26 protein-coding genes are annotated in these 25889 nt (G+C 45.6%); 11 read left to right on the forward strand and 15 right to left on the reverse strand.

The annotated features are described in order from the left end of the window. Positions 1 to 50: 50 nt before the first annotated feature. A complete protein-coding gene (locus K9J17_14995) occupies positions 51 to 2066 on the reverse strand; it encodes a ComEC family competence protein (protein ID MCF8278038.1) in 2016 nt (671 codons plus the stop codon). A 118-nt stretch (positions 2067 to 2184) separates the two neighbouring features. On the opposite strand from K9J17_14995, the gene K9J17_15000 reads away from it, so the two are divergent. After that, positions 2185 to 3042 carry a transglutaminase-like domain-containing protein gene (locus tag K9J17_15000; protein MCF8278039.1) on the forward strand — a complete coding sequence of 286 codons (858 nt, stop codon included), beginning with the start codon at positions 2185 to 2187 and terminating at the stop codon, positions 3040 to 3042. A 48-nt stretch (positions 3043 to 3090) separates the two neighbouring features. Beyond that, positions 3091 to 4020, forward strand: coding sequence for a GNAT family N-acetyltransferase (locus K9J17_15005; GenBank protein MCF8278040.1), 930 nt, complete (start codon positions 3091 to 3093; stop codon positions 4018 to 4020). A gap of 64 nt (positions 4021 to 4084) precedes the next feature. Here the strand turns inward: K9J17_15005 and rny are convergent, their stop codons facing one another. The 3 genes from rny to K9J17_15020 form a co-directional block, all read right to left on the reverse strand. Continuing rightward, positions 4085 to 5677: a ribonuclease Y gene (gene rny / locus K9J17_15010; GenBank protein ID MCF8278041.1), complete on the reverse strand. Its 1593-nt coding sequence runs from the start codon at positions 5675 to 5677 to the stop codon at positions 4085 to 4087. A 283-nt stretch (positions 5678 to 5960) separates the two neighbouring features. Further along, entirely contained in the window at positions 5961 to 6248 is a 288-nt protein-coding gene (locus K9J17_15015) for a cell division protein ZapA (protein ID MCF8278042.1), read from the reverse strand. Between the two features lie 16 nt (positions 6249 to 6264). Continuing rightward, positions 6265 to 6555 carry a hypothetical protein gene (locus K9J17_15020; GenBank protein MCF8278043.1) on the reverse strand — a complete coding sequence of 97 codons (291 nt, stop codon included), beginning with the start codon at positions 6553 to 6555 and terminating at the stop codon, positions 6265 to 6267. 107 nt (positions 6556 to 6662) lie between these two features. On the opposite strand from K9J17_15020, the gene K9J17_15025 reads away from it, so the two are divergent. Continuing rightward, positions 6663 to 8423 carry a M23 family metallopeptidase gene (locus K9J17_15025; protein ID MCF8278044.1) on the forward strand — a complete coding sequence of 587 codons (1761 nt, stop codon included), beginning with the start codon at positions 6663 to 6665 and terminating at the stop codon, positions 8421 to 8423. On the opposite strand, the gene K9J17_15030 is transcribed toward K9J17_15025, so the two are convergent. The 4 genes from K9J17_15030 to fabG all read right to left on the reverse strand — a co-directional run bounded on the left by K9J17_15030 (position 8417) and on the right by fabG (position 11966). Further along, positions 8417 to 8713: a type II toxin-antitoxin system RelE/ParE family toxin gene (locus tag K9J17_15030; protein MCF8278045.1), complete on the reverse strand. Its 297-nt coding sequence runs from the start codon at positions 8711 to 8713 to the stop codon at positions 8417 to 8419. The genes K9J17_15025 and K9J17_15030 overlap by 7 nt on opposite strands. Beyond that, positions 8698 to 8937, reverse strand: coding sequence for a hypothetical protein (locus tag K9J17_15035; GenBank protein MCF8278046.1), 240 nt, complete (start codon positions 8935 to 8937; stop codon positions 8698 to 8700). The genes K9J17_15030 and K9J17_15035 overlap by 16 nt, the downstream gene beginning before the upstream one ends. Positions 8938 to 8992: 55 nt before the next feature. After that, the gene (locus K9J17_15040; protein MCF8278047.1) at positions 8993 to 11077 is read right to left on the reverse strand and encodes a hypothetical protein; all 2085 of its coding nucleotides are present in this window, start codon (positions 11075 to 11077) and stop codon (positions 8993 to 8995) included. Positions 11078 to 11219: 142 nt separating this feature from the next. Further along, entirely contained in the window at positions 11220 to 11966 is a 747-nt protein-coding gene (fabG, locus tag K9J17_15045; GenBank protein ID MCF8278048.1) for a 3-oxoacyl-[acyl-carrier-protein] reductase, read from the reverse strand. A gap of 100 nt (positions 11967 to 12066) precedes the next feature. Here fabG and K9J17_15050 point away from each other — a divergent pair, with 100 nt between their 5' ends. The 6 genes from K9J17_15050 (at position 12067) to K9J17_15075 (ending at position 16366) form a co-directional block, all read left to right on the forward strand. Then, complete coding sequence (locus K9J17_15050; protein ID MCF8278049.1) at positions 12067 to 12354, forward strand: hypothetical protein; 288 nt, start codon at positions 12067 to 12069, stop codon at positions 12352 to 12354. Between the two features lie 74 nt (positions 12355 to 12428). Beyond that, the gene (locus tag K9J17_15055; GenBank protein MCF8278050.1) at positions 12429 to 13451 is read left to right on the forward strand and encodes an endonuclease/exonuclease/phosphatase family protein; all 1023 of its coding nucleotides are present in this window, start codon (positions 12429 to 12431) and stop codon (positions 13449 to 13451) included. 68 nt (positions 13452 to 13519) lie between these two features. Then, the gene (locus K9J17_15060; GenBank protein ID MCF8278051.1) at positions 13520 to 14161 is read left to right on the forward strand and encodes a hypothetical protein; all 642 of its coding nucleotides are present in this window, start codon (positions 13520 to 13522) and stop codon (positions 14159 to 14161) included. A gap of 6 nt (positions 14162 to 14167) precedes the next feature. Next, a complete protein-coding gene (locus K9J17_15065) occupies positions 14168 to 14989 on the forward strand; it encodes a thymidylate synthase (GenBank protein ID MCF8278052.1) in 822 nt (273 codons plus the stop codon). Further along, positions 14986 to 15465 carry a dihydrofolate reductase gene (locus K9J17_15070; protein ID MCF8278053.1) on the forward strand — a complete coding sequence of 160 codons (480 nt, stop codon included), beginning with the start codon at positions 14986 to 14988 and terminating at the stop codon, positions 15463 to 15465. The genes K9J17_15065 and K9J17_15070 overlap by 4 nt, the downstream gene beginning before the upstream one ends. Before the next feature lie 37 nt (positions 15466 to 15502). Next, positions 15503 to 16366, forward strand: a complete 864-nt coding sequence (locus K9J17_15075; protein MCF8278054.1) for a hypothetical protein — start codon at positions 15503 to 15505, stop codon at positions 16364 to 16366. A 27-nt stretch (positions 16367 to 16393) separates the two neighbouring features. On the opposite strand, the gene K9J17_15080 is transcribed toward K9J17_15075, so the two are convergent. Beyond that, complete coding sequence (locus K9J17_15080) at positions 16394 to 17224, reverse strand: 1,4-dihydroxy-6-naphthoate synthase (protein ID MCF8278055.1); 831 nt, start codon at positions 17222 to 17224, stop codon at positions 16394 to 16396. Continuing rightward, positions 17214 to 17834 (reverse strand): futalosine hydrolase, encoded by a 621-nt coding sequence (mqnB, locus tag K9J17_15085; protein MCF8278056.1) that lies wholly within the window; start codon positions 17832 to 17834, stop codon positions 17214 to 17216. The genes K9J17_15080 and mqnB overlap by 11 nt, the downstream gene beginning before the upstream one ends. A gap of 121 nt (positions 17835 to 17955) precedes the next feature. On the opposite strand from mqnB, the gene K9J17_15090 reads away from it, so the two are divergent. Next, entirely contained in the window at positions 17956 to 19629 is a 1674-nt protein-coding gene (locus K9J17_15090) for an AMP-binding protein (protein ID MCF8278057.1), read from the forward strand. A 75-nt stretch (positions 19630 to 19704) separates the two neighbouring features. On the opposite strand, the gene K9J17_15095 is transcribed toward K9J17_15090, so the two are convergent. The 5 genes from K9J17_15095 to K9J17_15115 all read right to left on the reverse strand — a co-directional run bounded on the left by K9J17_15095 (position 19705) and on the right by K9J17_15115 (position 24440). Then, the gene (locus tag K9J17_15095) at positions 19705 to 20154 is read right to left on the reverse strand and encodes a cold shock domain-containing protein (protein ID MCF8278058.1); all 450 of its coding nucleotides are present in this window, start codon (positions 20152 to 20154) and stop codon (positions 19705 to 19707) included. Positions 20155 to 20319: 165 nt separating this feature from the next. After that, positions 20320 to 21360 carry a WG repeat-containing protein gene (locus K9J17_15100; protein ID MCF8278059.1) on the reverse strand — a complete coding sequence of 347 codons (1041 nt, stop codon included), beginning with the start codon at positions 21358 to 21360 and terminating at the stop codon, positions 20320 to 20322. 67 nt (positions 21361 to 21427) lie between these two features. Then, on the reverse strand, positions 21428 to 22483 hold the full coding sequence (locus tag K9J17_15105; GenBank protein MCF8278060.1) for a hypothetical protein: 1056 nt from the start codon (positions 22481 to 22483) through the stop codon (positions 21428 to 21430). Positions 22484 to 22487: 4 nt separating this feature from the next. Continuing rightward, positions 22488 to 23462, reverse strand: coding sequence for a WYL domain-containing protein (locus tag K9J17_15110; GenBank protein ID MCF8278061.1), 975 nt, complete (start codon positions 23460 to 23462; stop codon positions 22488 to 22490). Positions 23463 to 23543: 81 nt separating this feature from the next. Next, entirely contained in the window at positions 23544 to 24440 is an 897-nt protein-coding gene (locus tag K9J17_15115; GenBank protein MCF8278062.1) for an NTP transferase domain-containing protein, read from the reverse strand. Positions 24441 to 24574: 134 nt separating this feature from the next. On the opposite strand from K9J17_15115, the gene K9J17_15120 reads away from it, so the two are divergent. Continuing rightward, a complete protein-coding gene (locus K9J17_15120; GenBank protein ID MCF8278063.1) occupies positions 24575 to 25879 on the forward strand; it encodes a DNA photolyase family protein in 1305 nt (434 codons plus the stop codon). Positions 25880 to 25889: the final 10 nt, after the last annotated feature.

Here is a 25889-nt window from a genome sequence, read left to right on the forward strand (position 1 = left end):
CCTGCTTACGGTTCTTTAACGCTTATACAAGTATCAATAGAAGGCTACTTTCAATGAATTTTCACGTAGCTAACGCTTCCTGTTGTTTCACCGTTTATTCTAAGCGATACACTACGATTACGCAGAGGTTCAAGAATTCCTTTATTCCGCCAATGAACTTGATGAACCACCACGAAGTCTAAGGAGTCTAAATTATTCAGATTAACTTTTTTACCGAGCCGCTGCGGAAGGTTTACGATTGAATATCGGAATTCTCCGAACTCCATCTTCCTATTGAAAACCGAATCATCCAACGCTACAAACTGCTCGTTTTCAATTCCTTTGCACCACCAGTGATGGCGGATGTGGAAAAGCATGGAGCTCTCATTATTCCAAAGTTCTTCGCTTGAGAGAAATGTCACATCTGTTCCGTTAACAAGGGCGATGGCCGTTTCATTTCTGACGTTATAGACGGTAAGGAACTGTTGGTTTTTCTGCTGATAGACCTCCACCGTTTGCATAACCATAAAAATCACTGCCAGGATCAAACTGGAATAAAAACCAAGGCGCTGTTTCTGCAACACGAAAATGAGGAAACATGATATTACTCCATAGATAATCAATGCTTCCAAGGTTGAAATATCAATTCCAGAAAGAACAGAGTATGGAATCTGTTCAATCCATACTACTACTTGGTTGAGAATGGAAATGACGGTTTTAAGGAACCATCCGAACAAAAGCAACGCTTGTTGCCACAAACAGACAACGAAAAGCGAAAATCCGAGATATAGAATCAGAGTCGCTGCGGGGATAACCAGAAGATTCGAAATCGGGAACAGAATTGGGAACTGGTGGAAGTACAAAAGGCCTAAAGGGAAAGTGCCAATTTGTGCTGCAACCGAAACACAGGTAATAGACCATGCCCAATCAAGAATCCTGTTCTCAAACACGATCAACTCCACCAATTTCGGCTGGATCAATACAATACCGATAACGGCTGCGTACGACAATTGAAAACCAACCTGCATCACGATCATCGGGTCGTAAAGAACCAATCCAAACACTGACACCGCAAGCGTGTTGAAAATATTGGAATCTCGGTTCATCGCTTTGCCAATGGCTACAAACGAGAACATGGTGGCAGCTCGTGCTACGGAAGGCGAAAATCCTGTAAGTGCCGCATAACTGAACAGCAGAAAAACAAGCAAAACGGTTTTCAGAATGCGACCATTCCTGTACCTATCCATGAACAACAGAAGCTTGCTAAGTATAATGTAAACAATTCCCACGTGCAGTCCAGAAACGGCCAGCACATGCGTTGCCCCTGCCCCTGCGTAGGCGTTCATCAATTCCCTATCCAATTCGGCCCGAAAACCTAGAATAAGCGCTGAAGCCACGGAAAGCTCGTTTCCCTGAAGACCAGCCTCCTTTAGTTTGCCAATAAGAATGGAGCGCAGATCCAGAAACCATCCATAGATACTCGGATTTCCGGCTGAAAGCCATTTCCAATCGGAAGATTGTACATACCCGCGATGGCTGATATAATGGAACCGTAGATAGCGTGGGTAATTGAATTCATTCGGATTACCCAAAGCCTCAACTTCTTGAATGTTTGTCCTTAGCAATAGTTCATCACCATACTTGATCTGTTTACTTGCCGAATCAGTCTTAAAATAGAGAATCACCTTGCCGAATTGTTGTTGATCAACATCGGTCACATTTGCTACAACCTCTATAGATTTTTGCTTTTGTCGAGGCTGATCGTCCACAACTGCGATGAATGATTGAACCCCATTTGTTTCAAATGATTTTAAATGATCCGGAAAAATGCGATCAGAAACCGAGATGGTGAGCATTGACCCGATAAGGTAGGATGCTGGCCAAAGAGCCATCCCGAACCTGTGCGTGATGCGCTTTTCGGAGCCAAAAAGGACAGTTGCCAGCGCAATCAAACCAGCTGCGACTGAACCGAAGATCAACTGCGTAGAGGTAATTTCAATTTCCTCTAGCAGGAACGCCCACGATACGATACCCCCTAAAAAAGGGATAAGCACTCGGAGCATGGGAAATGAGTTCCAAACCTTCATGAGACAAGTTCATTCCTTGTTATGAATTTAGAGATTTATCAATAATTAACAAGTGGGTGATGAAAACTGTGATTTCCAATCAATTAACGGGGCTTACGCTTAGCGTAATTTGCATCAAATGCGATTCTCATTGGCCGACACCGAAGTACAGGCACTCATCCGATTACTGGATGACCCTGATGACCATGTGTTCAAAAGTGTTAGTCAGAAGCTTGTTTCGTACGGTAAAACAGTGATTCCGCACCTCGAAACTGAATGGGAGGTGAACGCGCAGAACGGAATTCAAGACCGGATAGAAGAGATTATTGATCAGATTGAATTTGACGCCTGCAAAACGGCATTGACCATTTGGAAAGACAACGGGGCAAAAGATCTATTGGAAGGAGCCATTATTGCCTCCATGTTTCAATATCCGGACCAACCGATCGAGTTTATTAAGGCGCGCATCGAATTGCTGCGAAGAGATGTTTGGATTGAGCTCAACGACCATCTTACTTCGTTAGAGAAGGTTCGTGTGATAAACCACATACTCTATGATGTCTATCATTTCGGACCATTTCTAAAGTATCATTCATCTGACCAATCTTGGTTCATCGCCAACGTGCTGGAGCACCTTAAGGGAAGTCCAACAACGATGGCAATTCTGTACAAGGCAATTGCTGACAGATTAGAACTTCCGATTGTTGGCATCAATCTTCCTGATCATTTCATTCTCGGATACTTGGACATGAACAATGCCACAGGAAACGACCTGTTGTTTTACATCAACCCTTTCAGCAAGGGCGCTGTTTTCGGCAAAGGCGAATTGGAACGCTATATTGAGAAAATGGGAATTGAAATGCATGCGGATGACCTTAAACCGCAAACCAACGACCAGATCATCAAACGGCTACTGACCGATCTGAAAGCTTGCTATCGCAGACTAGGGAAATATCGTAAACTTGACCAGATCGATCAGTTGCTGAGCATCTTTTGAACGCGCAATAACTTGAACTTTCCACCGTAGTAAACGCGGAAACCCACCATGAGCAACAAGGACATTTTCAAGCAATGGTGTAAAAATCACCCTGAAATTCCATTGTTCCTGCAGTATGACTGGATGGAAATTGTGGCCAAACCCCAGCAATGGGATGTGGCTCTGGTCGGTTCCGAAAATGACGTTCAGGCCTTTATGGCTTACTTCAAAAAGCGTAAACTACAATTCGACATCATAACTGTTCCGCCACTTACACCTTACATGGGACCGTGGCTGCATTATCCCGAAGGACAGAAGGAAGCAACGCGCCTTTCGTTTGAGAAAAAGATGATGGAACAACTGATTGCTCAGTTACCGAAAACCGACAAATTCATCCAATATTTCCATCCAGAGATCACCAATTGGTTGCCCTTCTTTTGGAAAGGATTTGAGCAATCAACCCGTTACACATACATCATTGATGATCTTTCCGATCCATCCGTTCTGTATGAAAATCTTCAAAGCAATGCGCGAAGAGAGATTTCCAAAGCGCAGAAAACACTCAGCATTTCAGAATGCAAGGATGCGAACATACTTCACGAATTGAAGACGAAAGATTACAAAGCGAAAGGCGAAGAAATCAACTATTCGGCCGCTTATTTCAATAGCGTTTTCGAAAAACTCAATACAAAACAAGCATGCAAGGTTTGGCTTGCCTCCGATGCTGATGGAAATCCTGTAGCTTCTCTCCTACTCGTTTGGGATGATGAATCTGCTTATTACTTGGCTGGCGCGGCAGACCCGAATAACAGAAGTACTGGCGCCATGAGCCTACTGCTGTGGACTGCCATTCTGTTTTCCTCAAGCGTAACAAACGCCTTTAATTTCGAGGGCAGCATGATTGAACCCGTAGAGCGCTTCTTCCGATCCTTTGGAGCTAAGCAAACGCCTTATTTCGAGATAAGGAAAACGGATTCTAAACTCCTCAAATTGCTCTAAACAAAAAGCGTCCGACCAAGGTCAGACGCTTTTCCTAATTAGCAACGAACTAATTCCAATCGCCTTATTTAGCGTAAGCTACAGCTCTCTTCTCACGAATTACTGTTACTCTCACCTGACCCGGATAAGTCATTTCATCCTGAATCTTCATCGAGATATCCAGTGCCAACTGATCTGACTGTGCGTCAGTTACTTGCTCACTTTCTACGATAACGCGCAACTCACGACCAGCCTGAATAGCATACGTTTTTGTAACTCCTGGATAAGCTAAAGCCAAGGCTTCCAACTCGTTGATACGCTTGATGTAGCTCTCAACGATCTCGCGTCTTGCTCCTGGCCTTGCACCAGAAATCGCATCGCACACCTGAATGATAGGAGAGATCATCGTGGTCATTTCTATCTCATCATGGTGAGCTCCAATAGCGTTGCAGATGTCTGGCTTCTCGCCATATTTCTCAGCCAATTTCATCCCAAGAATAGCATGTGGCAATTCTGGTTCCTCATCTGGCACTTTACCAATATCATGCAATAGACCAGCACGTTTCGCCTTCTTCGGATCCAAGCCCAATTCGGCCGCCATGATCGAACACATGTTTGCAACCTCACGGCTGTGTTGAAGCAAATTCTGTCCGTAAGAAGAACGATACTTCATTCTTCCCACCATTCGGGTCAATTCTGGATGCAGACCGTGAATTCCAAGGTCGATGGCAGTTCGTTTACCGATCTCCACAATTTCTTCCTCCAATCGTTTTTTGGTCTTAGCCACCACTTCCTCAATACGAGCTGGGTGAATTCGTCCATCAGTTACCAATTGGTGCAAAGCCAATCGGGCCGTTTCACGTTTAACTGGATCGAAACCAGAAAGAATGATTGCTTCTGGTGTATCATCTACAATGATCTCAATGCCTGTAGCAGCTTCCAATGCTCTGATATTCCTTCCTTCACGACCGATGATGCGACCTTTAACCTCATCACTTTCTATTCGGAAAATTGAAACGGCATTCTCGATGGTGTGCTCCGTAGCCACTCGCTGAATGGTCTGAATCACAATCTTTTTCGCTTGTTTATCAGCTTGAAGTTTGGCCTCTTCAACTGTTTCATTGATAGCAGCCATGGCAGCAGTCTTAGCTTCAGCAGTTAACGCCTCAACCAATTGAGCTTTGGCCTCTTCCGCCTTCATTCCTGCCACTTTCTCCAAACGCTCCACTTGCTTCTGTCGGTCGCGTTCCACTTCTTCAATCTTCTTATTGAAGATCTCTAACTGTCCATCAAGCTTTTCTTGCTTGCGTTTGGCCTCATCCACCTCACGTCTGGCAGCTTCTCTTTCGCGTTTTACCTCTTCAAATTTCTGATTGAGTGAACCTTCTTTCTGCTTAATTCGGTTTTCGCCCTCTACCATCTTCTGGTTACGTAGGTTCATCTCTTCAGCCAATTTCTGGTTACGCTGATTCACTTCCTTCTCATAGCTATCCTTCAGATCATGGAACTTTTCCTTTGCCTGAAGAATTCGTTTCTCTCTGATCACCTCTGCCTTTTCTGTGGCCTCCTCAATGATCTTATTGGCCTGCGCATGCAAGGCTTTCTTGTTGTAGGCCATCATGCCTGCACCTCCAAGAATCACCCCGACCAAAGCGGCCATCAATCCTACTATTACCATCTTCTTACTTCGTTTTGGTTAAAAAAAAACCCGCACAGATCCTTGGTCTAATTAAACTCCAATATGACATGATTGGGACTGCCGAGCGCATCAGAGGTCCACTGTCCACTCCAGCAAGCTGGAACGAAACCATGTCGAAACATGGTTGAGGCCTTTCTTTAACACCCTTGAGCTTAATCCCAATTTTTTAAACGTTGAGTTTAACAAACATCGATCTATGCGGGAAATCGTTGCAACGCCTTACAGCGTTGTGTATACTTATATAAAGAACGAACTAATTAAATCAAGTGGTGGCATCGAGCAATTGCTCCACTGCCTTAAGCTTACTGAGTACATTCTGCTCTACACTACAGGCTTTCTCCTCAAACTCCATCGCCTCTGTAGCAAACTGCAAAACACACATGCTCAATAAATCCCTAATATCTGTAACGGCATACTTGTCCTCATACATCTTCAGCCTCTCCCGTATCTGCCGCTCAGCCTTTCTTATGGTTTCTTCTTCCTGTGGTGTTTCCACCGTCATCGGGTAACTCTTACCTGCTATCCTTACCGTTATTGCCTGAGTTCCCATTCAAAAAGAATGTGCCTTAATTATTAAGAAGTGCTATACACTTGTCAACCTCCCGCACCAATTCATTCAACCTCTTTCTTTGCTCCTTACGGTCCTCATCATCTTCGGTTACCGCATTTGCAATTTTAACAACTTTATTCTTTTCCTCCAGTTTGCTCAACACATTTTTTTGATCACTTATCACCTGAACCAATTCCTCATTCCGAGTCTTTAATTTCAGATTCTCCGACTTCAATTCAGCTTGCATTCTGGCCAGTTTTTCAACTTTGGCTGCAAGTCCGCTTATGTATGTGTCCAAGTTCTCCATCCGGAAATTTGAATATACAAACATACCGTTTTAAGTGCTGAGATTTCAGCTACAAAAACGTAGAATCGATGATTATTCACTTTCCAGTCTACGATATTGAAGTTTAGATGATTGATCGTGTTTATCCGTTGCCGATTTCGGTCCGATCATTGTTCTTTGCTCCCATCATGCGACCACTCATTTTCATCTGTCTTCTGCTTCTAAACTTTTCGGTCGTGGCGCAGGAAACCACCTACGCCAACCCACTTGATGGCGAATTGATTCTCTCCGGAAATTTCGGAGAAGTACGCACCAACCATTTTCACTCTGGCTTGGATATTAAAACAGGCGGGGTTGAAGGAAAATCGGTCTATGCGGTGGCAGATGGTTTCGTTACACGGATTTCGGTTGGCGGTGGCGGTTTCGGAAAGGCCATTTACCTGGAACATCCCAACGGGAAGACAACCGTTTACGGCCATTTGAGTGCTTTTGCTCCAGAAATTGCCAAATACGTGAAAGAGCAGCAATATGCCAAGCGGAGTTTTGAAGTTGACCTTACCGTTCCTCCTGCCCTATTTCCTGTCCAAAAAGGAGCGGTGATCGCCAAGAGTGGGAACTCAGGCGGATCAGGTGGGCCGCATCTACATTTTGAGATTCGGGAAACGATAGGACAACATCCAGAAAACCCACTCAATTATGGTTTTGAGGTGAAGGACAACCGCAAACCTGAGTTGCAAAAGTTGTGGGTCTACGTCCACTCCAACAGCGGACATGTGGAAGGATTGGTGGCTGAGAAAGGATTTGCATTGAAACAGACTGGCGATAAGTACTCATTGACCACTGGTGATACGATAAGAGCAAGCGGCACGCTGAGTTTCGGGTTGGCAGCATTGGACCGATTTACTAGCGCCAGTAACGTCTGTGGCATTTATAGCATGAAGGTAAAAGTGGGTGATGCTGTCATTCATGAACAGAAAATTGACAAAATTCCTTTCGACAAGAAGCGAATGGTGAATTGCCATATCGACTATCAGAAGAATAAGACCGAAAGCCAAAAGGTCTATCGAACATACATTGCTCCTGGCAATACTCTTAGTTTATATTCATCTGTTATAAATGGTGGAACAGTTAAAATTGAAACTGGGAAATACTATGCGGTACAGATGGATGTTCGCGATCATGAAGGTAACCTGAGCAAACTCAATTTTACCATTCACGGTCACGACAGAACAATTACTGCGCTGTCCCCAACAGAAACGGTAACTGAACTCTTCTACCCGAAAAAAGAAAATTCGTTTTCGAACCATTCGCTTCAAATGACCATTCCTCCAGGATGCATTTACGACACACTGAAGTTCAAATACGACCTGAAGCCTGCATGCAAAGGCTGCGTTTCTGCTGTGCATTCCATCGGAAAAATCCTCGACACACCTTTAGACAATTACATGTCGCTCTCCATCAAGATGAATGAACTTTCGGAAGCCAAGATGCAGAAAGCGATAATGGTCTCATTCAATTCTAAAGGAAATCCGATCTCTGAAGGAGGAACAGCCAAACATGGTTGGATGAATGCAAAAACCCGAAGCTTTGGCGATCATGCCGTGATGCTTGATAGCGTTGCGCCCCGTCTCACTCCCAAGAACTTTAAAGATCAAACCTCAACCACAGGTCTTTCTAGATTGGAATTCACGCTTTCAGATAACCTTGCAGGTGTGAAAACTGTGACCGGGACCCTAAATGGTAAATGGGTATTATTGGAACAAGACCCGAAGAACAGCCTTCTTTATTACACGAAAGACGAACGCTTCATTAACGGACAGAATACCTTCCGAATCTCAGCAACCGATGCTGTAGGAAATGTGAGAGAGTTGAACGTGACGGTTCAGTAACGCTTCTTTTTCGTGTGTTGCCGATTATCAAACAAATTCAACACTACCAATCTGTTCTTTTCAACGCGATAGAATAATCGATTGTGTTTGGTCAATTTAAAACCACGAATGCCGTTTTCAGGATGCTCCAATGTTCCGAGTTCGGGGGTTCGGGCCAATAGTTGAAGAATCGCTTCTGTTTTCTGGACGAAGGCCCGAACCACCTTCTCGTTCCAGTCTGTTTCGAGATAATCGATAATCGCATCAAACTTGGCAGACGCCCTTTTGGTCCAGACTATTTCTTTAGCCACTTCAGGTGCTTTTCCATCACCACATTGTTGCCAACGATGTTTTCTTCATCAAGGCTTTCTTCGTAAGACGCAAGAAGTTCCGCCTTATCCGCGCCACTCAATGTGTTCCAAAGTTCACCTTCTTGATTTTCATTCAACTTGTTGATAAGTTGATAGTACGAATTCAGTGCATCTCCGTCTCCTATCTCATCAATCAGTTTGTGGAAGGCTTCTCTTGTTTTCATGAATTTGAAGTTAGCCAATTTTCATTTCACATTCGCTATAGCGCAAATTCATTCCTTAGTAAGCCCCATTCCGTTTCCTTACAAACCACTCAACACTGAGGAGGGCAAGGATCAAGAAGAATATCCATTTCAAATGAATGGCCTCTTTGAACCACGTTTGTTCGTAGACCACATTTCGAATGTCATCACGCGCTTTGATGGCTTGGGCTAAGTTCTCCAATTCTCGTGGGTAGAAAAGTTCACCTCCTGTACCATTCGCAATCTTGTGCATCAATGCGTGGTCGGCTGTGGTGCGCGTAGTTTCCAACTTCTGAGCTGCTACCATAAATTGACCACTGCTTTCCAGCACTTTTCCGCCATTGCTAACCTGTGCCTTGTAGCGATAGTTTCCTTCTTTGAAACTTCCGGCATTCAGTCGGTAAGAATTATCCGTTCGGTTGAATTTGTATTCGAAGACCTTTCCTGACTCGTCTGTGATCGTCAAATCGACTTCTGGTTCGTTGACGGGTTCGTAGGTCTCATTGTAAAGTTCCGCGTTGAAGACAATTGCCTCATCTTCGCTGTAACGGTTCTTAGTATTCACGCGGAAAAGGCTCTTGTCGGTTTTGAGTGCAAGGAACTGCACCACTTTCGAAAGCATCGCATCAAATATCTCGTGCGAACCATTTTCCTCAAAATCGCGGATGCGCCATTTCCAGATGCCATCGCCTACCAGCACGCCCGTCTTTCTGCCCGAAACATCGTTGAAAAGCAAGAGCGGATTCTGCGTTTCCACATTTCCAATGCGCTGATTGAACAGCGTTTGTGCCGAACCACTTGCCGCATACTCCCCAAAAGGTGCATTGAGAGGCGGGAATCGTTGAAGCATTCTTCTTACGTTCTCATCCAAGGTGAAGAGTGAAAATCCTTTGGCAAATACAGGCAACACTTGATTCTTTGATTGTCGCGCTGCATTTATCTGTAATCCGAAGTTCATATCGTTGAACCAACGTAGGTCGGTCTTGCTGCCTACAATGCAAAAAACAGGCACCGTAGAAGCTCGAACCTTGTCCATTTCTGGCCGTCCAGCGCCACCTTGCTGTGGCAATTGATGCAAGATAATGAGGTCGTATTGCTCAGCATTGAATTCCCGTTCGCCAAGCACCATGGCATCCACTTCATAATTATCGTTGCCCGAAATGGAGCGTTTCAAGGCTGCGATGTCTGGATGCGGATTAGCTGCAAGGATGAGCACCTTTTGCCGTCCGTCCAGCACTTCCACAAAGAAATCTTGCGTGTTATTGCTGCGCGAAAGTTCTCCGCTCAGTACGCTGACGCTTGCTTTTATCCTGTTCAATCCAGGTGTTTCTGCTTTCAGTTTTGCAGAAAGCACCTTTCGGAATGAATTGCTGTTGATGCTTACTTTCTGTTCCCAAAGAATTCCTTTCTCAGCCGAAAGTTGAACGGTCACTTCCTTTCCTTGGAACTTCTCCGCTTCCAATGTTATCTCCACCGGGAATTCATTTCCGAGATATGCATAACGGTTATGATCTACTTTTTTCAGGATCACATCGCGTTTGATGGAGGTATCGCCCAAGGCAATGGAATAGATCGGTGCATTAAGGTGCAGCGGGCTATAGATCGGGTCGCGGCCACGGTTGTACAAACCATCGGAAGCGAGCACCACGGCTCCTACATTCCGATTGGCGTAAACGTTATCCAACTCTTCGAATAACTCTGACATATCGGTACGGCCATCAGCAAAATCAGGTGTTTCGGTTTCTTTTACGGCATTTCCGAAGGTGTAGCTGCGCACCTCGTATTCGTCCGAAAGCTCCTTTCTAAGTATCGCAAGCGCTTCTAGGTATTCTTTGCGGTAAAAAGCACTATCGCTGTTAAGCGGAATACTGGAAGAGTTATCCTGCGCAATCACCACAATCGGTTTTTCGGTTCGCTTGGTGACTGATTTGATCAACGGACCGATGAGTAATACCACCAAAATAAAAATGGTGATGCCACGCATCGCGGCCAAGCCACGCACCATCCAAATGGGCATTTCGGCAGTGCGCTTCTCGCGGAAATACATTCCGAGTGCATACGCTGCTCCGGCCAAAACGGCCAGCAGTAAGAACCACGTTGGATACTGAAATACGATGCTCAATTAATTTCCCTTAAAGCCTTAATAAAAACAATCCTCCGCCTCATTCCTCGGTACCTCCTTTCAAAGCAGGATCGCGCTCCTTCCCCCTTGTAAAGGGGGTGCCCGTAGGGCGGGGGATTTCTGTCAATGTCTAAATTCATTCTCACGTCAACAACCCTCCACAAACAGAGATCACCTGCCCTGTTACATAACTGGACATGTCGCTGGCAAGGAAAAGGGCCGCATTGGCCACGTCTTCGGGCGTGCCTCCGCGTTTGAGCGGAATGCTCTTGCGCCATTCCTCCACCACTTTCCCGTCCAAGGCATCTGTCATTTCTGTTTCAATGAACCCGGGTGTAATGGCGTTGCAACGGATGTTTCGCGAACCCAACTCCAAGGCAATGGACTTGGTAAAACCGATGATTCCCGCTTTGCTTGCCGCGTAATTGGCCTGCCCCGCGTTGCCTTTCACTCCTACAATGGAGCTTATATTGATGATGCTTCCGCTGCGCTGTTTAAGCATAGGGCGTTGCAGCGCCTTGGTGATGTTGAACACTGATTTCAAGTTGGTTTCCATCACTAGGTCCCAATCCTCCTCTTTCATGCGCATGAGTAGGTTATCGCGGGTAATGCCTGCGTTGTTCACCACCACATCCAACTTGCCGTATTTCTCTACTACTTGGTTCACTAAAGCTTCTGCCTGCTCAAAACTGGAAGCATCAGACCGCAGGGCCATCACCTCCACTCCATTCACGCTCAGTTCGGCAGCCAAGGCCTTGGCCTTCTCTTCCGAAGAAAGGTAGGTGAACACCACGGTGGCGCCTTCCTGTGCAAACTTCTCGCAAATGCCCTTGCCTATGCCGCGTGTGCCTCCTGTAACCAAGGCTATTTTCCCATCCAACAGACCCATAAATGAATTCGCTTTGGCGCCAAAGATAGGAAAGCGAAGTTGCGCTTGGGTGGTTGATGGCGCGAAGTGCATGCCTGATTGATGATTTGTAAAAGTGTGGTTGGGAAATAAGAAAATTGATGCTGGCGGTAAAGGAATTGATGCCGATGGTGAAGGAATTGAATCTGGTGATAAAGGAATCGGATCTGACGGTAAAGGAATCGGGTCTGAACATGACGGAATTTCAGTTGGAGGTGACGGAATTTCATCTGGAGGTGAAGGAATTTCAGCTGGAGGTGACGGAATTGATGCCGATGGTGAAGGAATTGAATCTGGATGTTGCGGAATTGAATCTGACGGTGTGGGACTGACCCTTTCTGAAAAAAAACCTTCCTTTTCATCCATCTGAAAACCGTAAATGCGCTGGCATGGTTCGTGGCAATGCGGCTTACATCCCTACCTTTGACGACAAACAAACACTATATGAATCGTTCTTCTTTTGGCATCTTATGGGCTTTGGCCCTCGGTCTTATTGCTTCGTCCATTTCTTCGGTAGCGCAAACGGTGCATCCGTTGGAAGTGGTGTTTTACAACGTGGAGAATCTGTATGACACGGAGGATGACCCATTGGTGGATGACAACGAGTTTCTGCCAGACAGCGCCAACAAGTGGACCATGGAGCGCTATGAGAAAAAACTGAGCGACCTGGCGAAGGTGTTGAAAGCGGCTTCGGAAGATGGTTTGCCAGAGGTAATTGGCCTTTGCGAAATTGAGAACCGAAAGGTGGTGGAAGACCTATTTGCCACCGCGCCTTTGAACGAAGCGAAATTTGTGGTGGTGCATGAAGATAGTCCGGACAAGCGCGGTATTGATGTGGCGCTGATCTACCACGCGGAGCGATTGAAGGAACTGTATCACGAAAAGATCCGTTATTCTTTTGATTTTGAACCTGAGACCACTACGCGCGACATCTTGTATGTGAAGCTGCTGAGCGGAATTGACACGCTGCATTTCTTTGTGAACCACTGGCCATCGAGACGAGGCGGACAGGAAGCAAGCCAACCAAAGCGATTGAAGGCTGCGAGTATGCTGCTTGCCAAAACGGATTCCATTTTAGCCATTGACCCAAAGGCGAAGATCGTTGCAATGGGCGATTTCAATGATTACCCGAACAACCGTTCGATGACGGAAGTGTTGAATTCCACACCCGGTGCCAACGGAGTACTAACGAACCTTACCTACGCTTTTCATGATCAAGGTTTGGGCACGTACAATTACAAAGGCGAATGGGGAATGCTCGATCAGTTCATTGTTTCGCAAGGTGTGATGAACAGCGAGCAAGGGTTGTCTACACTGGAGCATTCGATCTCTATCGTAAAGGAAGATTGGATGCTTTTTAAACAAGATGGAAAGGAGCCTGCGCCTAGCAGAACCTACGGTGGGCCTAATTATTATGGTGGTTACTCAGACCACTTGCCTATTAGGATGATCATGTTCGGCAAATGATGAAAAATTGTTGAAACTACAGACCGAACTTCCACAAAACCCGTTGTGAACGCCACTATCTTTGAATCATGAAATGGATTGCTTCGACTTCTTTGCTTGCCTTGTTTGCGATGATGTCTTTTACCGGCTGCAACACCAAAGACGAGCTTCCTCCGGGAGAAGATAATCTGTTCTACGTGAAGTTTGACGTTGGAAGCGATTCGGTGTATTACGAAGATGGCGTGGACAACTATGGAAATGGCCCTGGTGTTGACACCTACAGCGATTCGGTAGGAACCTTACACAGCCAATTCAGCACTTTTATACGAAGCGCGCTTGACCCCGATTATGAGCACAACATCATCACGTTTCAGATGGTGAAATTCCTGATAGACAGCAATGATCTTTCTTACAACACCCGTTTTCTGATGTTTGATGAAGGAACGTACAATTACGGGTCGTGGAGCGAAGACAGCACCATGGCCGGTGTGGATGGTGCCATTATCACCTATACAGACAATACAGGTAAGATTTGGAGCAGTGACAAACGTTTCGGACAGCAAGAAAGCTGGGCGCGTTTCGAGATCACTTCTCACACTGCTGTAGATGACGACCAATTCGGTGCGAAGACGAAAGGAACGTTCCATTGTCGTGTTTTTGATGGAACTGGTGGTTTTCTTGAACTGAGCAATGGCAGTTTTCATGCACGCACCATTTATCAACAACAATAGAAAAAGATGAAACAGTACCACGATCTGATGCGCCACGTAATGGAAACCGGAACCGATAAGGCAGACCGGACCGGAACAGGCACCAGAAGTGTTTTCGGTTATCAGATGCGATTCAATCTGAGCGAAGGGTTTCCCGTTGTGACGACCAAGAAGGTGCATCTACGCTCCATTATTCACGAACTGCTTTGGTTTTTGAAAGGCGAAAGCAACATCAAGTATCTGAAGGAGAATGGCGTTTCCATTTGGGATGAATGGGCCGATGAAAATGGCGAATTGGGTCCTGTTTATGGTGTTCAATGGCGATCGTGGCCAACCAGCGATGGGCAGAAGATCGATCAGATACAGAAATTGGTGGATGGCATTAAGAAGAATCCAGATTCTAGACGACATATTGTAAGCGCGTGGAATGTGGCAGAGGTAGAAAACATGGCCTTGCCTCCGTGTCATACCATGTTTCAGTTCTATGTAACCCCCCCCAACCTCCCCAAAGGAGAGGAGAAAGGGAAGCTTTCGTGCCAACTGTATCAGCGTAGTGCTGATATTTTCCTTGGTGTTCCCTTCAATATTGCCTCTTACGCATTGCTTACGATGATGATCGCTCAGGTGTGTGATCTGGAGCCGGGCGATTTTGTGCACACCTTTGGCGATGCACATCTGTATTCCAATCATTTTGAGCAGACAGCGCTTCAGTTGAGCAGGGAACTACGCCCGTTGCCACAGATGAAGATCAATCCGGAAGTGAAAGATCTTTTCGCGTTCACGATTGAGGATTTTGAGCTTGTCAATTATGATCCGCATCCACACATCAAAGCTGCGGTTGCCATATGATCAGTATGATTGTGGCTGCCGATGAGCAGAATGTGATCGGTAAGGACAACGACCTGATCTGGCATTTGCCTGACGACTTGAAATTCTTCAAGCAGAAGACAAGTGGGCACGCCATTATCATGGGAAGAAAAACCTATGAATCTGTTGGGCGACCGCTTCCGAACCGTACCAATATCATCATTACCAGAGACGAGAATTTTGTGGCAGATGGTTGTGTGGTGGTTCAATCGTTGGATGAAGCGCTGAAACTTGCTGCTGATGATGAAGAAGCATTCATTGTAGGTGGAGAACAGATCTACCGATTGGCCTTACCGCATGCCGACCGCATTTACCTGACCCGCGTACACCATACATTCGATGGCGACCGACACTTTCCTGCATTGGACGAAAGTTGGAAAGAAATTGAGCGCACTGAGCATCCGATTGATGACAAACACGCGTTTTCATTTACATTTACAACGTACGAAAAACCTTAGACCAATCTCCTTAATCCCATTTCAACAACCGATTTCAATGAACAATAGAACCTTCTACCCTCTTGCTCTTATCCTGATCGTTGGCGCTGTTTTCAGCTCTGGATGTAAGAAATTTGTTCATCAGAACATTCAGGCAGCCAGCAATAGCTCTGTGGCCATTGTTGTTTACAATGATGTTTTCGAACAGTTGAACTTGGCAGCCAATGGCGGCACTGCGCTTGACCAAATGACAGTAGCAACTTGGAATTTGAGCGGTTCGCTCTGTGCCACTGCTACCTTGGAACCGCTTGGTTCTGTTTTCCCAAAAACATTGACACTCGATTACGGAACTGACTGTGTAGGTCCGAACGGAACTTCAAGAGGTGGAATGATCGTAGCGGTTTTCAGCGGAAACTATGGTGATCAAGGAACAACGATCGATGTAAGCTTCGACAACTTCAATAAAGGTCAGTACACGCTAGCAGGCACTTACGCAGTAACCTGCGATGCTGCCAACGGTGCTGGTAATCCGGTTTTCAGCGAAGTAATTGCTGATGGCGCTATTTCTTGGGGAACACAACAAGTTCTTTGGAATGCCAATTTGAACAGAACTTGGACTGCAGGTTTTGCAACCAACTACAACACACCTGACACCACCAGCACCATGGGCATGGCCGGTGTAAATGACGATGTATATGAATTGACCGGAACGGCTACTGGAAACGATTCAAACACACATCCATTCACATGGGAAACGTCAACTGCACTTGTTCTTCAAACTGGATGTATGTACATCAACCAAGGAACCTTGGTCATCTCTCCAGCAAACTTCAACGATGGAACGGTTGATTACGGAACGGGAGAATGCGATAAGCAAGCCACTATTGAAGTGGATGGCGAAGTGTTCAATTTCACGCTTTGATCTGAGCGCTTTCGAGCGTTCAAGCTGCTAAACAAACACGGAATCTTCTACGCGAGGCATTCCGAACTTTCTGCCAACTTCATACATCTTTGTAATTGCCTCTTTGCCTTTTTCGCCTAGATCAAGCGAATAGTGATTGACGTATAGATCGATGTGCGAACGCATCACCGCCTCGTCCATTTCCTGTGCGTAGCACTTAACGTAATCTTTGGAAGCTTCGGGATGGTCGAATGCGAATTGAACGCTTTGACGAAGCAGCGCATCGAACTGTTTCCGCAAGTTTGGCTTTAACCTCCGGTGAATGGCAATTCCTCCCAACGGAATCGGGAAACCTGTTGTCTGCTCCCAGACCTCTCCGAGGTCGGCCAATTTAACCAAGCCTTTTTCCTGATACGTGAATCGGTTTTCGTGAATAATGACACCTGCTTCCACCGTGCCATCCAACACGGCTTTCTCAATATCAGAAAAGAGAAATTCCTGTTTGTTCTGCACATCGGGATAAGCAAAGGACATGAGAAAATTAGCCGTGGTATTCTTGCCTGGAATGGCAATTTTAGCCGTTTTCAAATCCTCTGCCGACAACGGTTGTTTGGCAATCAACAATGGGCCACAATTGTTGCCAAGCGCACTTCCAGCATTCAGCAATTGGTACATGTAATGAACCTGAGAAAATGCGTTGTAGCTGACCTTCGTGATGTCGAGTTTCCCAGCCAATGCCATGCGGTTCAGTTGCTCCACATCTGCTAGCACTACTTCCAATTCGATGTCGCCAAGGTCGATTCTTCCATTCACCAAGGCATCAAAAATGAAGGTGTCGTTTGGGCAGGGCGAAAAGCCGATGGTCAATTTACGCTTCATGCTGAAGTGTTTCTAAATAGCTAAGTACTGCGGCATGCAGATTTTTTATGGCCAATGGAATGTTCCAAGCATCTCTGTTTCTCGGTTCCACCCGATTGGAAATGGCCCGTATCTGAACCCAAGGCACACCGAATTGTTTGCAAACGTAGGCTAACGCTGCACCTTCCATGCTTTCCACATCTGGGTTGAATTGTGCCACGATCTTTCGAATCGAATCGGCAGAACCATGCACGCGGTTCACAGTAATTCCATTGGCCACTTCGAGTGATTGAACGCGAACCTCTGTTTCAAACAAAACATCTTCGGTTTTCATAAGCTTCATTTTATCCGCAGGAATAAACGAACCATTGTCTTCGGCTCCAAGTTCAACAATGCGATCAGAGAGAACTTGAAGCACCGAGCCGATTTCAAACTTATTCTGAAACGATCCTGCTATTCCCATGTTGACGACCAGATCGTAATTACCGTTCATCAACGTTTTGGTAAGTGCATGCGTAGTTGCAACCATGCCTATGCCAGCAACCAACTGATCTACGTTTAAGCTTTCAGCAGGCAACATCTCCATTTCGGTAGCAGACACTAATAGAACCTTGGTCGAACTAGGCAACATTCCGCAAAGGTAGTTGCTTCTTTCGGTGCAAATAAGCCATGTATATGAAGTGCAGAAAGGGATTTAAAAACCAACACAAACCTTAGTTTTGTTTCAATTACAAATCCCAAATAGAATACGAATGGCAGACCACGTTTGGTATCAGCACTACGGTGCACAGAATCCGAGAGACATAAACCCCGACAGTTACCCGTCAATTGTGGCGGCATTTGAAGAAAGTTGCCTGAAATATGGCGATAAGGTGGCCTTTGAGAACATGGGGGTTCCGATGACCTTCAAAGAACTGAAACAACGTTCGGAGAATTTTGCCGCTTGGATCCAGAACAACACCGATCTGAAACCTGGCGATAAGATTGCCATCCAAATGCCAAACCTACTGCAATACCCGATCTGTATTTACGGATCGCTGTTGGCCGGAATGGTGGTAGTGAATGTGAATCCGCTCTACACTTCGCGCGAGATGGAGCACCAATTCAACGATTCTGGCGCTAAGGCCGTTGTGATCGTTGCCAATTTCTGTAACGAGCTTGAGGAGTGTCTTTCAAAGACCGGACTGAAACACGTGATCGTGACGCGTATTCCTGATCTGTTTCCACAACCAAAGCAGTTCATTGTGAACTTGGTGCTGAACCACGTGAAAAAGATGGTTCCAAAATTCAACCTTCCGAACACCATCGATTTCAGAGATGTGGTGAAAGACAGAGGTTTGAAGCCAAAACCAGTAACCATCAAGAACACCGACACGGCCTTCTTGCAATACACTGGCGGAACAACTGGCGTTTCTAAAGGCGCAGTTCTTACCCACCGAAATGTGATTGCCAATATGGAGCAAATGCGTGGCCTGATGGGTGATATCATCAAAGAAGGTGAAGAAGTTGTGATCACTCCACTTCCGATGTATCATATCTTCTCGCTCACGGTCAACTGCTTGGCTTTCATCTGCATGGGAGGCAAAAACGTATTGATCACGAATCCGAGAGATATTCCTGCTTTTGTAAAAGAATTGCAGAAACAGAAATGGACCGTACTGACGGGGGTCAACACACTTTTCAACGGATTATTGAATAACGAGGAGTTCAAACAATTGAATTTCAGCTCAGTTAAACTGGTGATCGGTGGAGCCATGGCCATCCAACGTGTGGTTGCCGAAAAATGGAAAGACGTTACTGGAAACCTATTGGTTGAAGGTTATGGATTGACGGAAAGTTCGCCAGTTGCATCTGCCAATCCGATTGACGGAAGAGCACGAATCGGTACGATTGGAATTCCCGTGGCATCTACAGATATGAAACTGTGCGATGAGAACGGAAATGAGGTTCCTGTTGGCGAACGAGGCGAGATCAACATCAAAGGACCACAGGTGATGCAAGGCTACTACAACCGTCCGGAAGAAACGGCCAATGTGCTGAAAGATGGTTGGTTGAGAACAGGTGATGTGGCCGTAATGAGCGAAGATGGTTTCTTCACCATCGTTGACCGTATCAAAGACATGATCATCGTTTCCGGATTTAACGTGTATCCGAATGAAGTGGAAGACGTGATCGCTTCACATCCAAAGGTGTTGGAAGTGGCGGCTATCGGTGTTCCAGATGCCAAGTCGACCGAAGCGGTGAAGGTGTTCATTGTAAAGAAAGACCAAACATTGACCGAGCAGGAGATCAGAGATTTCTGCCACGAAGAAATGACCGGGTACAAACGCCCGAAACACATAGCGTTCCGCGATGAGTTGCCAAAAACGAATGTTGGCAAGATCTTGAGACGCGCTTTGCGTGAAGAAGAAGCTGCCAAGGCCTGATTCTTCAAATCAACCACAAATAAAAAGGGCGATTCTGAATTCAGAATCGCCCTTTTTTATGTTAATAAAGTGATATTATCTGATCACTTTCACTCTTACGGCAGATGGTCCTTTCAGACCTTTTTCCACCTCAAAAGAAACCTTATTACCTTCTTTAATGTCCTCAGACACATTATTTATGTGTACGAAAACGCTTTCTTGAGATTCAGAATCCTTGATGAATCCGTAGCCTTTATCATCATTGAAAAATGAAACTGTTCCGGTTCTTACTGGATCGAAATCAGAATCTTCTTTTTTCGGAACACCAAGTTCAATGTCTTCAGCTTTAAAGACCTTTTTCTTGGCAGTTGGATCTGGCGGAGTATCTGTGATCATGCCATTTTCGTCTACATAGGCGATCATGTCATCAAAACTGCTTGGGCCACCATCTTTTCTGGCCAAACGCTTTTCTTCCTTTTCCTTACGTTTCTTATCTCTCTTCTTCTCCCGCTCTTTTTTTCCGAATGTTTCCTGTGATCTACCCATAGATATTTGTATGCTCTTTTAAATTGCTTTGGTTTTTAATAAACCGAGGGATTACAAAGAAAGCACGGGGAAGGCCGAAACTCAGGATGCAATGTCGATGGCCGTTGAAAACCAAATTAATTCAACGGTTGCAGCTGCAAAGGTAGTAAACGAAACGCGGCTTTGTCAGCGCGCTGTAAGCTCGAAATCTTTTACTGCATCAAACTGCGCTTCTATCACCAAATTTCCCTTCGTGTCAATGAAACCCCACTTCTCGCCTAGTTTGACTGCTGCGAATCCGTTCTTAAAATCGCGAACTGCAGTGTAGGTTTGAGGAATCACCAATTTTCCTGTCTTATCGATAAAACCAACCTTGTCTGCTGATTTGCAGTAGGCCAAACCATCACAAAAATCACCGAACGAGTCTGCAGCCGGCACATCAATAGTTTTTCCTGTCTTATCCACGAAAATCCAAGTTCCTGATTTTACGCGAGCCATTCCGTTCGAGAACTCCTTGGCATTTTCGTATTTGGCCTCAATAACCCAAGCACCTTTTTTATCAATGAAACCAGTTTGTCCTGCTGCATTTTTTGCCCAAGCCAATCCTTCCGAAAAATAGCCTACTGACTTAAAACTCGGTTCAATTGCCACTGAACCATCCGTGGAAATAAAGCCCCACGTTTCGCCCACTTTTATTGGCGCGAAACCATCAGAAAAGTGACGAACGTCTACAACTCCCGCCACTTCCACCGCTTTTTCGGTTCCTTTTTTGTCGATGATGAAGAATTTTCCTCCTTTGGCTGCTACTCCGTAACCTCCGTTGAATTCCTGCATTTTTTCGTACGATGCTGGAACTGCCATTTTCCCATCCGAGCTCATATATCCCCAACTCTTATCTACCTGAACTGGACACATTCCGTTCTCGAAACCAAGTGTACCGAATCCAAAAACGTCCTTCAATCTGAACTTTGGAACTTCTGTGTTCAGCTTCTCCCCATTTGGCTTAATGAAGTAAGAAGTCTTGGCCTTCTTGTCAAAAATCGGAGCCAGACCGTCAGCAGAAAATGCATCGCAATCGGCAAATTGTGCCTCAATTACATAAACGCCTTTGGTGTTGATATAACCCCAATTGGAACTTCCAGCAGCTTTGGCCTGGGCCAATGGCGTTTGAGCAAAGATCTGCCCATTAGCGAGCACAGCAAAAAGAAGAGAAAATAGTGTTTTCATGGTTTTTAGTTTGATGGCGCAAATTTAGTGGAAGGAAATAAAGGAGCGGAAACTTGTTCCTTCATTGTCATTGAATGTCTACCATCACAATTTTCCCTTCCTGAGAAACAAGATCGAGTTGCAAACCACCTACAAAACGATCGCCTTCGGGACTGAACGAACCCAATCCTGCCCAAACGGCATGTCCCATATCTTGATCGTTGTTCCGCTCGTTGAAATACGTCAGGCGATGTTTGTCGCTTCCGTCTGCATTCATCATCCACCAATCCGTTCCGCCATACGTTGCGCTTTTATTACTCATCCACACGATCTGATTGCCACTCGGTGTATAGAATGCATGTTCGTTATAATCCTTTTCTGTAAGCGAGACGAACTCACCTGTGGTATAATCCAGTGTATATATCTGCTGGTCCCACGTGCTGGGTCTGTTCGCGCTGCTGCACAAGATCAGTTTTGTCCCATCAGGACTGAAACCATAACATTCGTAAAAGGCACTTCCTTCCGGCTCAAAGGTTTGAATGTTTGAGATGAATGGAATGCTGTCAACGTCCCAATTGAAATCGGCCATTTTAATGCGCCAGTAACCGAATGTTTCTGGTGGCCACAACACATTTGGAGCTGATTTCCGATCGGTCCAAACCATTTTTGTGCCGTCAGGCGAAAAGCGCGAGGCGATCACGCCATGCTCATAATCATTCGGAATATCGATGAGTTTGAAGGTCTTTTGACCATCACTGCTTATGATCCACACATCAGTATATGCTCCAAAACCAGGCAGCGCATCTGTGCTCGAACCTGGATGGTCTGCTTTCTCTGCTTCTATCATCAGCCATTTTCCGGAAGGATGCCAAGAAGCAGAACCAACGTGCCGATTAGGAAGATCGGGATGATCACAAGTGAGGCACGTATCGTTGGAACCATCTGGCAGCGCCAAATGAATGTCGTAGTAACCATCGCTTTCCTTGATGGAATACGCAATGCGATCACTTCCCGAACGGTCCCAATCTGTGGCCAATCCGCTTTCGCGAAAGGTGGTGACCGTTGTGGTAAGTACGATGGGGTCTTTTTGGCAGGACGACAGAATGAAGATTCCTACCAGTAGGAATAAGGATGGATTTCTCACCATGTCAGTTTAGTAGTTCAATTGGTTGCAGAACCTCAACCTTATCGCCAAACGAACGGATAGTCGCTTTTAGTTCGTAGCTCGGAATAACCTTCAGTTCTACCGTCAGTCCATCCGCATTTTCTTTAATGATCTTCTGCGTTGGATGTAAGGGTTGAGCTTTCACGTAGCGACCTTCTTGCGGAGCAAATCTCAGCACAACTTTCTCAGGTTTTCCGCCAGCCGTAATACCAAAACTGTACTTAAAAAGTACTTCGGGATCAAAGGTTTTATCTACCGTAAAATAATTCTCGCGGATGGATAGATCGTAGATGCGATCGAGACCGAAGGTTTTAACTTTTCCCGCTTCATCATCTTTCCCGATCACATACCAACGGTTTCGGTATTCCTTCAGTAAATAAGGATGCAACACGCGTTCGCTTTCACTTTCATCCAAAAACGAAACATATCTGAAACGCAATTCGCGGGTTTCTTTGATCGCCTGCAGCAAGATCGGAAGTAGATCGGTCCCTTTTGCCATAGGTGTGTTCTCAAACTGCACGAAGCGATCGATGGCATCGTCTTGAATTTCGGGCGAAATGCTCAATCGGTCCATGATCTTCTGAATGGCCGATCCGAATTGATCGAAGATGGCCAGATCCTTGAACTGAAACAACGTGGTGGCAGCAAAACGAATGGCTTCTTTGTCCTCTTCGCTCAGCGAAATTTCCTTGATCGTGTAATTCTCGTCTTCGTAGAAATAGCCTTTTTCGAGCTTAGAATAGGCAATGGGCGCATAATACCCGAGTTCGCCTTCATTCTTCATCGCCCACATGTCCTTTTCGATGGTACTGATGGAAATACGCTCGTCCGAACTTCCGTAAAGCGCTTGTTCGCAGGCATACTTCAGATCTTCCTTTGTTGGGAATTTGCGGCCTTTGTTGGTCAGGCAATCGTCAATAATGCGGTAGCGGAGTAATGCGTATTTATTTGCTGGCATACGGTAAAGTTAGAAGCCCCTCCCGACCTCCCCAAGGGGGAGGAGTAAAAAGTATCCCCTTTGGGGAGATTTAGATGGGTTTTACCAAAGTGGGCTCGGATATTTTCCTTCGTCCACCAGTTTTTGGAAGGCTTCAACTACCACAGGACGGTCTTCAATGTAAGTAACGCCATACCAACGGTCGTTACTGGTCAACACGGGGAATTTGGCTTCTCCTGCATTGATCAAGGTATCTGCTACTAACGGAATGAAGAATTCTGCCTTCGGATTTTCACGATTCTCTTTCACGAAATCGATGAACATCTTTCTGCTCACTTCAAAAATATTCGGATGGAATCCCCAGAAGTTCATAGAAACAACACTGTCAGGATTTACTTCAAAGGTCGCATCGCCTTCGTGATAAACCACTTTTTCGCCTTCCCAGTGGATTTTCGTACGCTCATCCACTTTTGCCAAGTTATTGTTGGCATCCGCAACGCAAACTCCACGACTTACTTGTCCGTGTTCGCTTAATGTGTTTCTCAACACGTAGCCAACCATCGCGTAGTTGTCCTCCGTGCATTGGTTCTTCAAGAAATCTGCCACCTGATGGAATCCATCGGCACCATAAAAATCATCTGCATTGATAACAGCAAAAGGCTCGTTGATCACGTCTTTGGCCACTAGTACCGCATGCATGGTTCCCCATGGTTTTTCGCGATGCGGAAGGTCAACAACGCCTTCTACTGGCGTGTTCACATCCTGATACGCGTAAGCTATCTCGATCTTATCTTCAAACTTACCTGTGAAACGCTCTTTGAAATCATCCGCAAAGCTCTCTCTGATCACAAACACCACTTTACCGAATCCAGCCTGAATGGCATCGTAAATAGAGTATTCGATGATGGTTTCTCCGTTCGGCCCAAGTGGGTCAATCTGCTTCAATCCTCCGTAACGGCTGCCCATTCCAGCGGCAAGTATCAATAGTGTCGGTTTCATTTATATCGGTTAGTTGCCGCGAAGATAGAAACCATCGTTATTTTGCCGCGGTCGGCAGCAAGTATTTGATGCTTACTTAAGCCACAAGGTATCCGCAGAACATCTTTCGACTGCCTGTGTTAAATGACGGTAAAATGAAACGAGACAGCATTTCAATAGTTTGGCTTCGCAGAGACCTGCGATTGGATGATAATGCAGCGTTGTACCACGCGCTTAGGTCTGGAAATCCGGTGTTGCCGATTTTCATTTTCGATAGGAACATCTTAGAAAAACTTGAAGATCGAGATGATAAACGGGTAGATTTCATTCATCGTCAGTTGACTGAATTGAAGAAAGAACTGCGTGCGTTTGATTCGGATCTGCTCGTGTTTCACAGCACTCCACAAGATGTTTTTACTGAATTGACCAGCACGTATGCTATCATTTCCGTTTTTACAAATCACGATTACGAACCCTACGCTTTGGAGCGCGACAAGCAGATCGGTCAGTTGCTGAACGATCAAGGCATCGATCTTAAGACGTTCAAAGACCAGTGTGTTTTTGAGAATGATGAGATTCTGAAGGATGATGGAAAGCCATACACGGTTTTCACGCCTTACAGCAAAAAATGGAAGGCGAAACTGAACGACTTTTACCTTTCATCCTACCCGACTGAGAAGTACTTCAGTAACTTTTACACGTTCAATGCTGATGATTTTCCTTCATTAGATGCGCTCGGATTCCGAAGGACAGAAGTTTCCATTCCATCTGCCGAAGCTGAATTAAGCATCATTAAAAACTATGAGAATACGCGCGACATTCCGAGTATTGAAGGCACTTCTAAACTGAGTATTCATCTTCGGTTTGGCACCATCAGCATACGGAAACTGGCACGCTTAGCTTACAAAACGAACGAAAAGTTCTTGAATGAACTCATCTGGCGCGATTTCTACATGATGATCCTTTGGCACTTTCCGCACGTGGTTGGCCATGCTTTTAAACCTGCTTACGACCGTATTGAATGGGAAAGGAATGACGCGCATTTTAAAGCGTGGTGCGCTGGACAGACCGGTTACCCGATAGTGGATGCAGGAATGCGGCAGCTGAATGAGACCGGATGGATGCACAACCGAGTACGAATGATCGTGGCAAGTTTTTTCACGAAACACCTATTACTCGACTGGCGATTAGGCGAAGCCTATTTTGCACAGAAGTTGCTGGATTTTGAGCTATCAAGCAACAATGGTGGCTGGCAGTGGGCAGCTGGAACGGGTTGCGATGCCGCTCCCTATTTCCGAGTGTTCAACCCACAGTTGCAGACGCAGAAATTCGACCCGCAGCTTAAATACATTCAGCGCTGGGTGCCTGAATTCCAAGAACTCACCTATGCAAGACCGATTGTGGAGCACACATTTGCCCGACAACGAGCGTTGGACCGATACAAGGAAGCCCTGAAATAAAAAACCCACC

The sequence above is a fragment of the Flavobacteriales bacterium genome (genome assembly GCA_021739695.1).
GTDB lineage: Bacteria > Bacteroidota > Bacteroidia > UBA10329 > UBA10329 > UBA10329.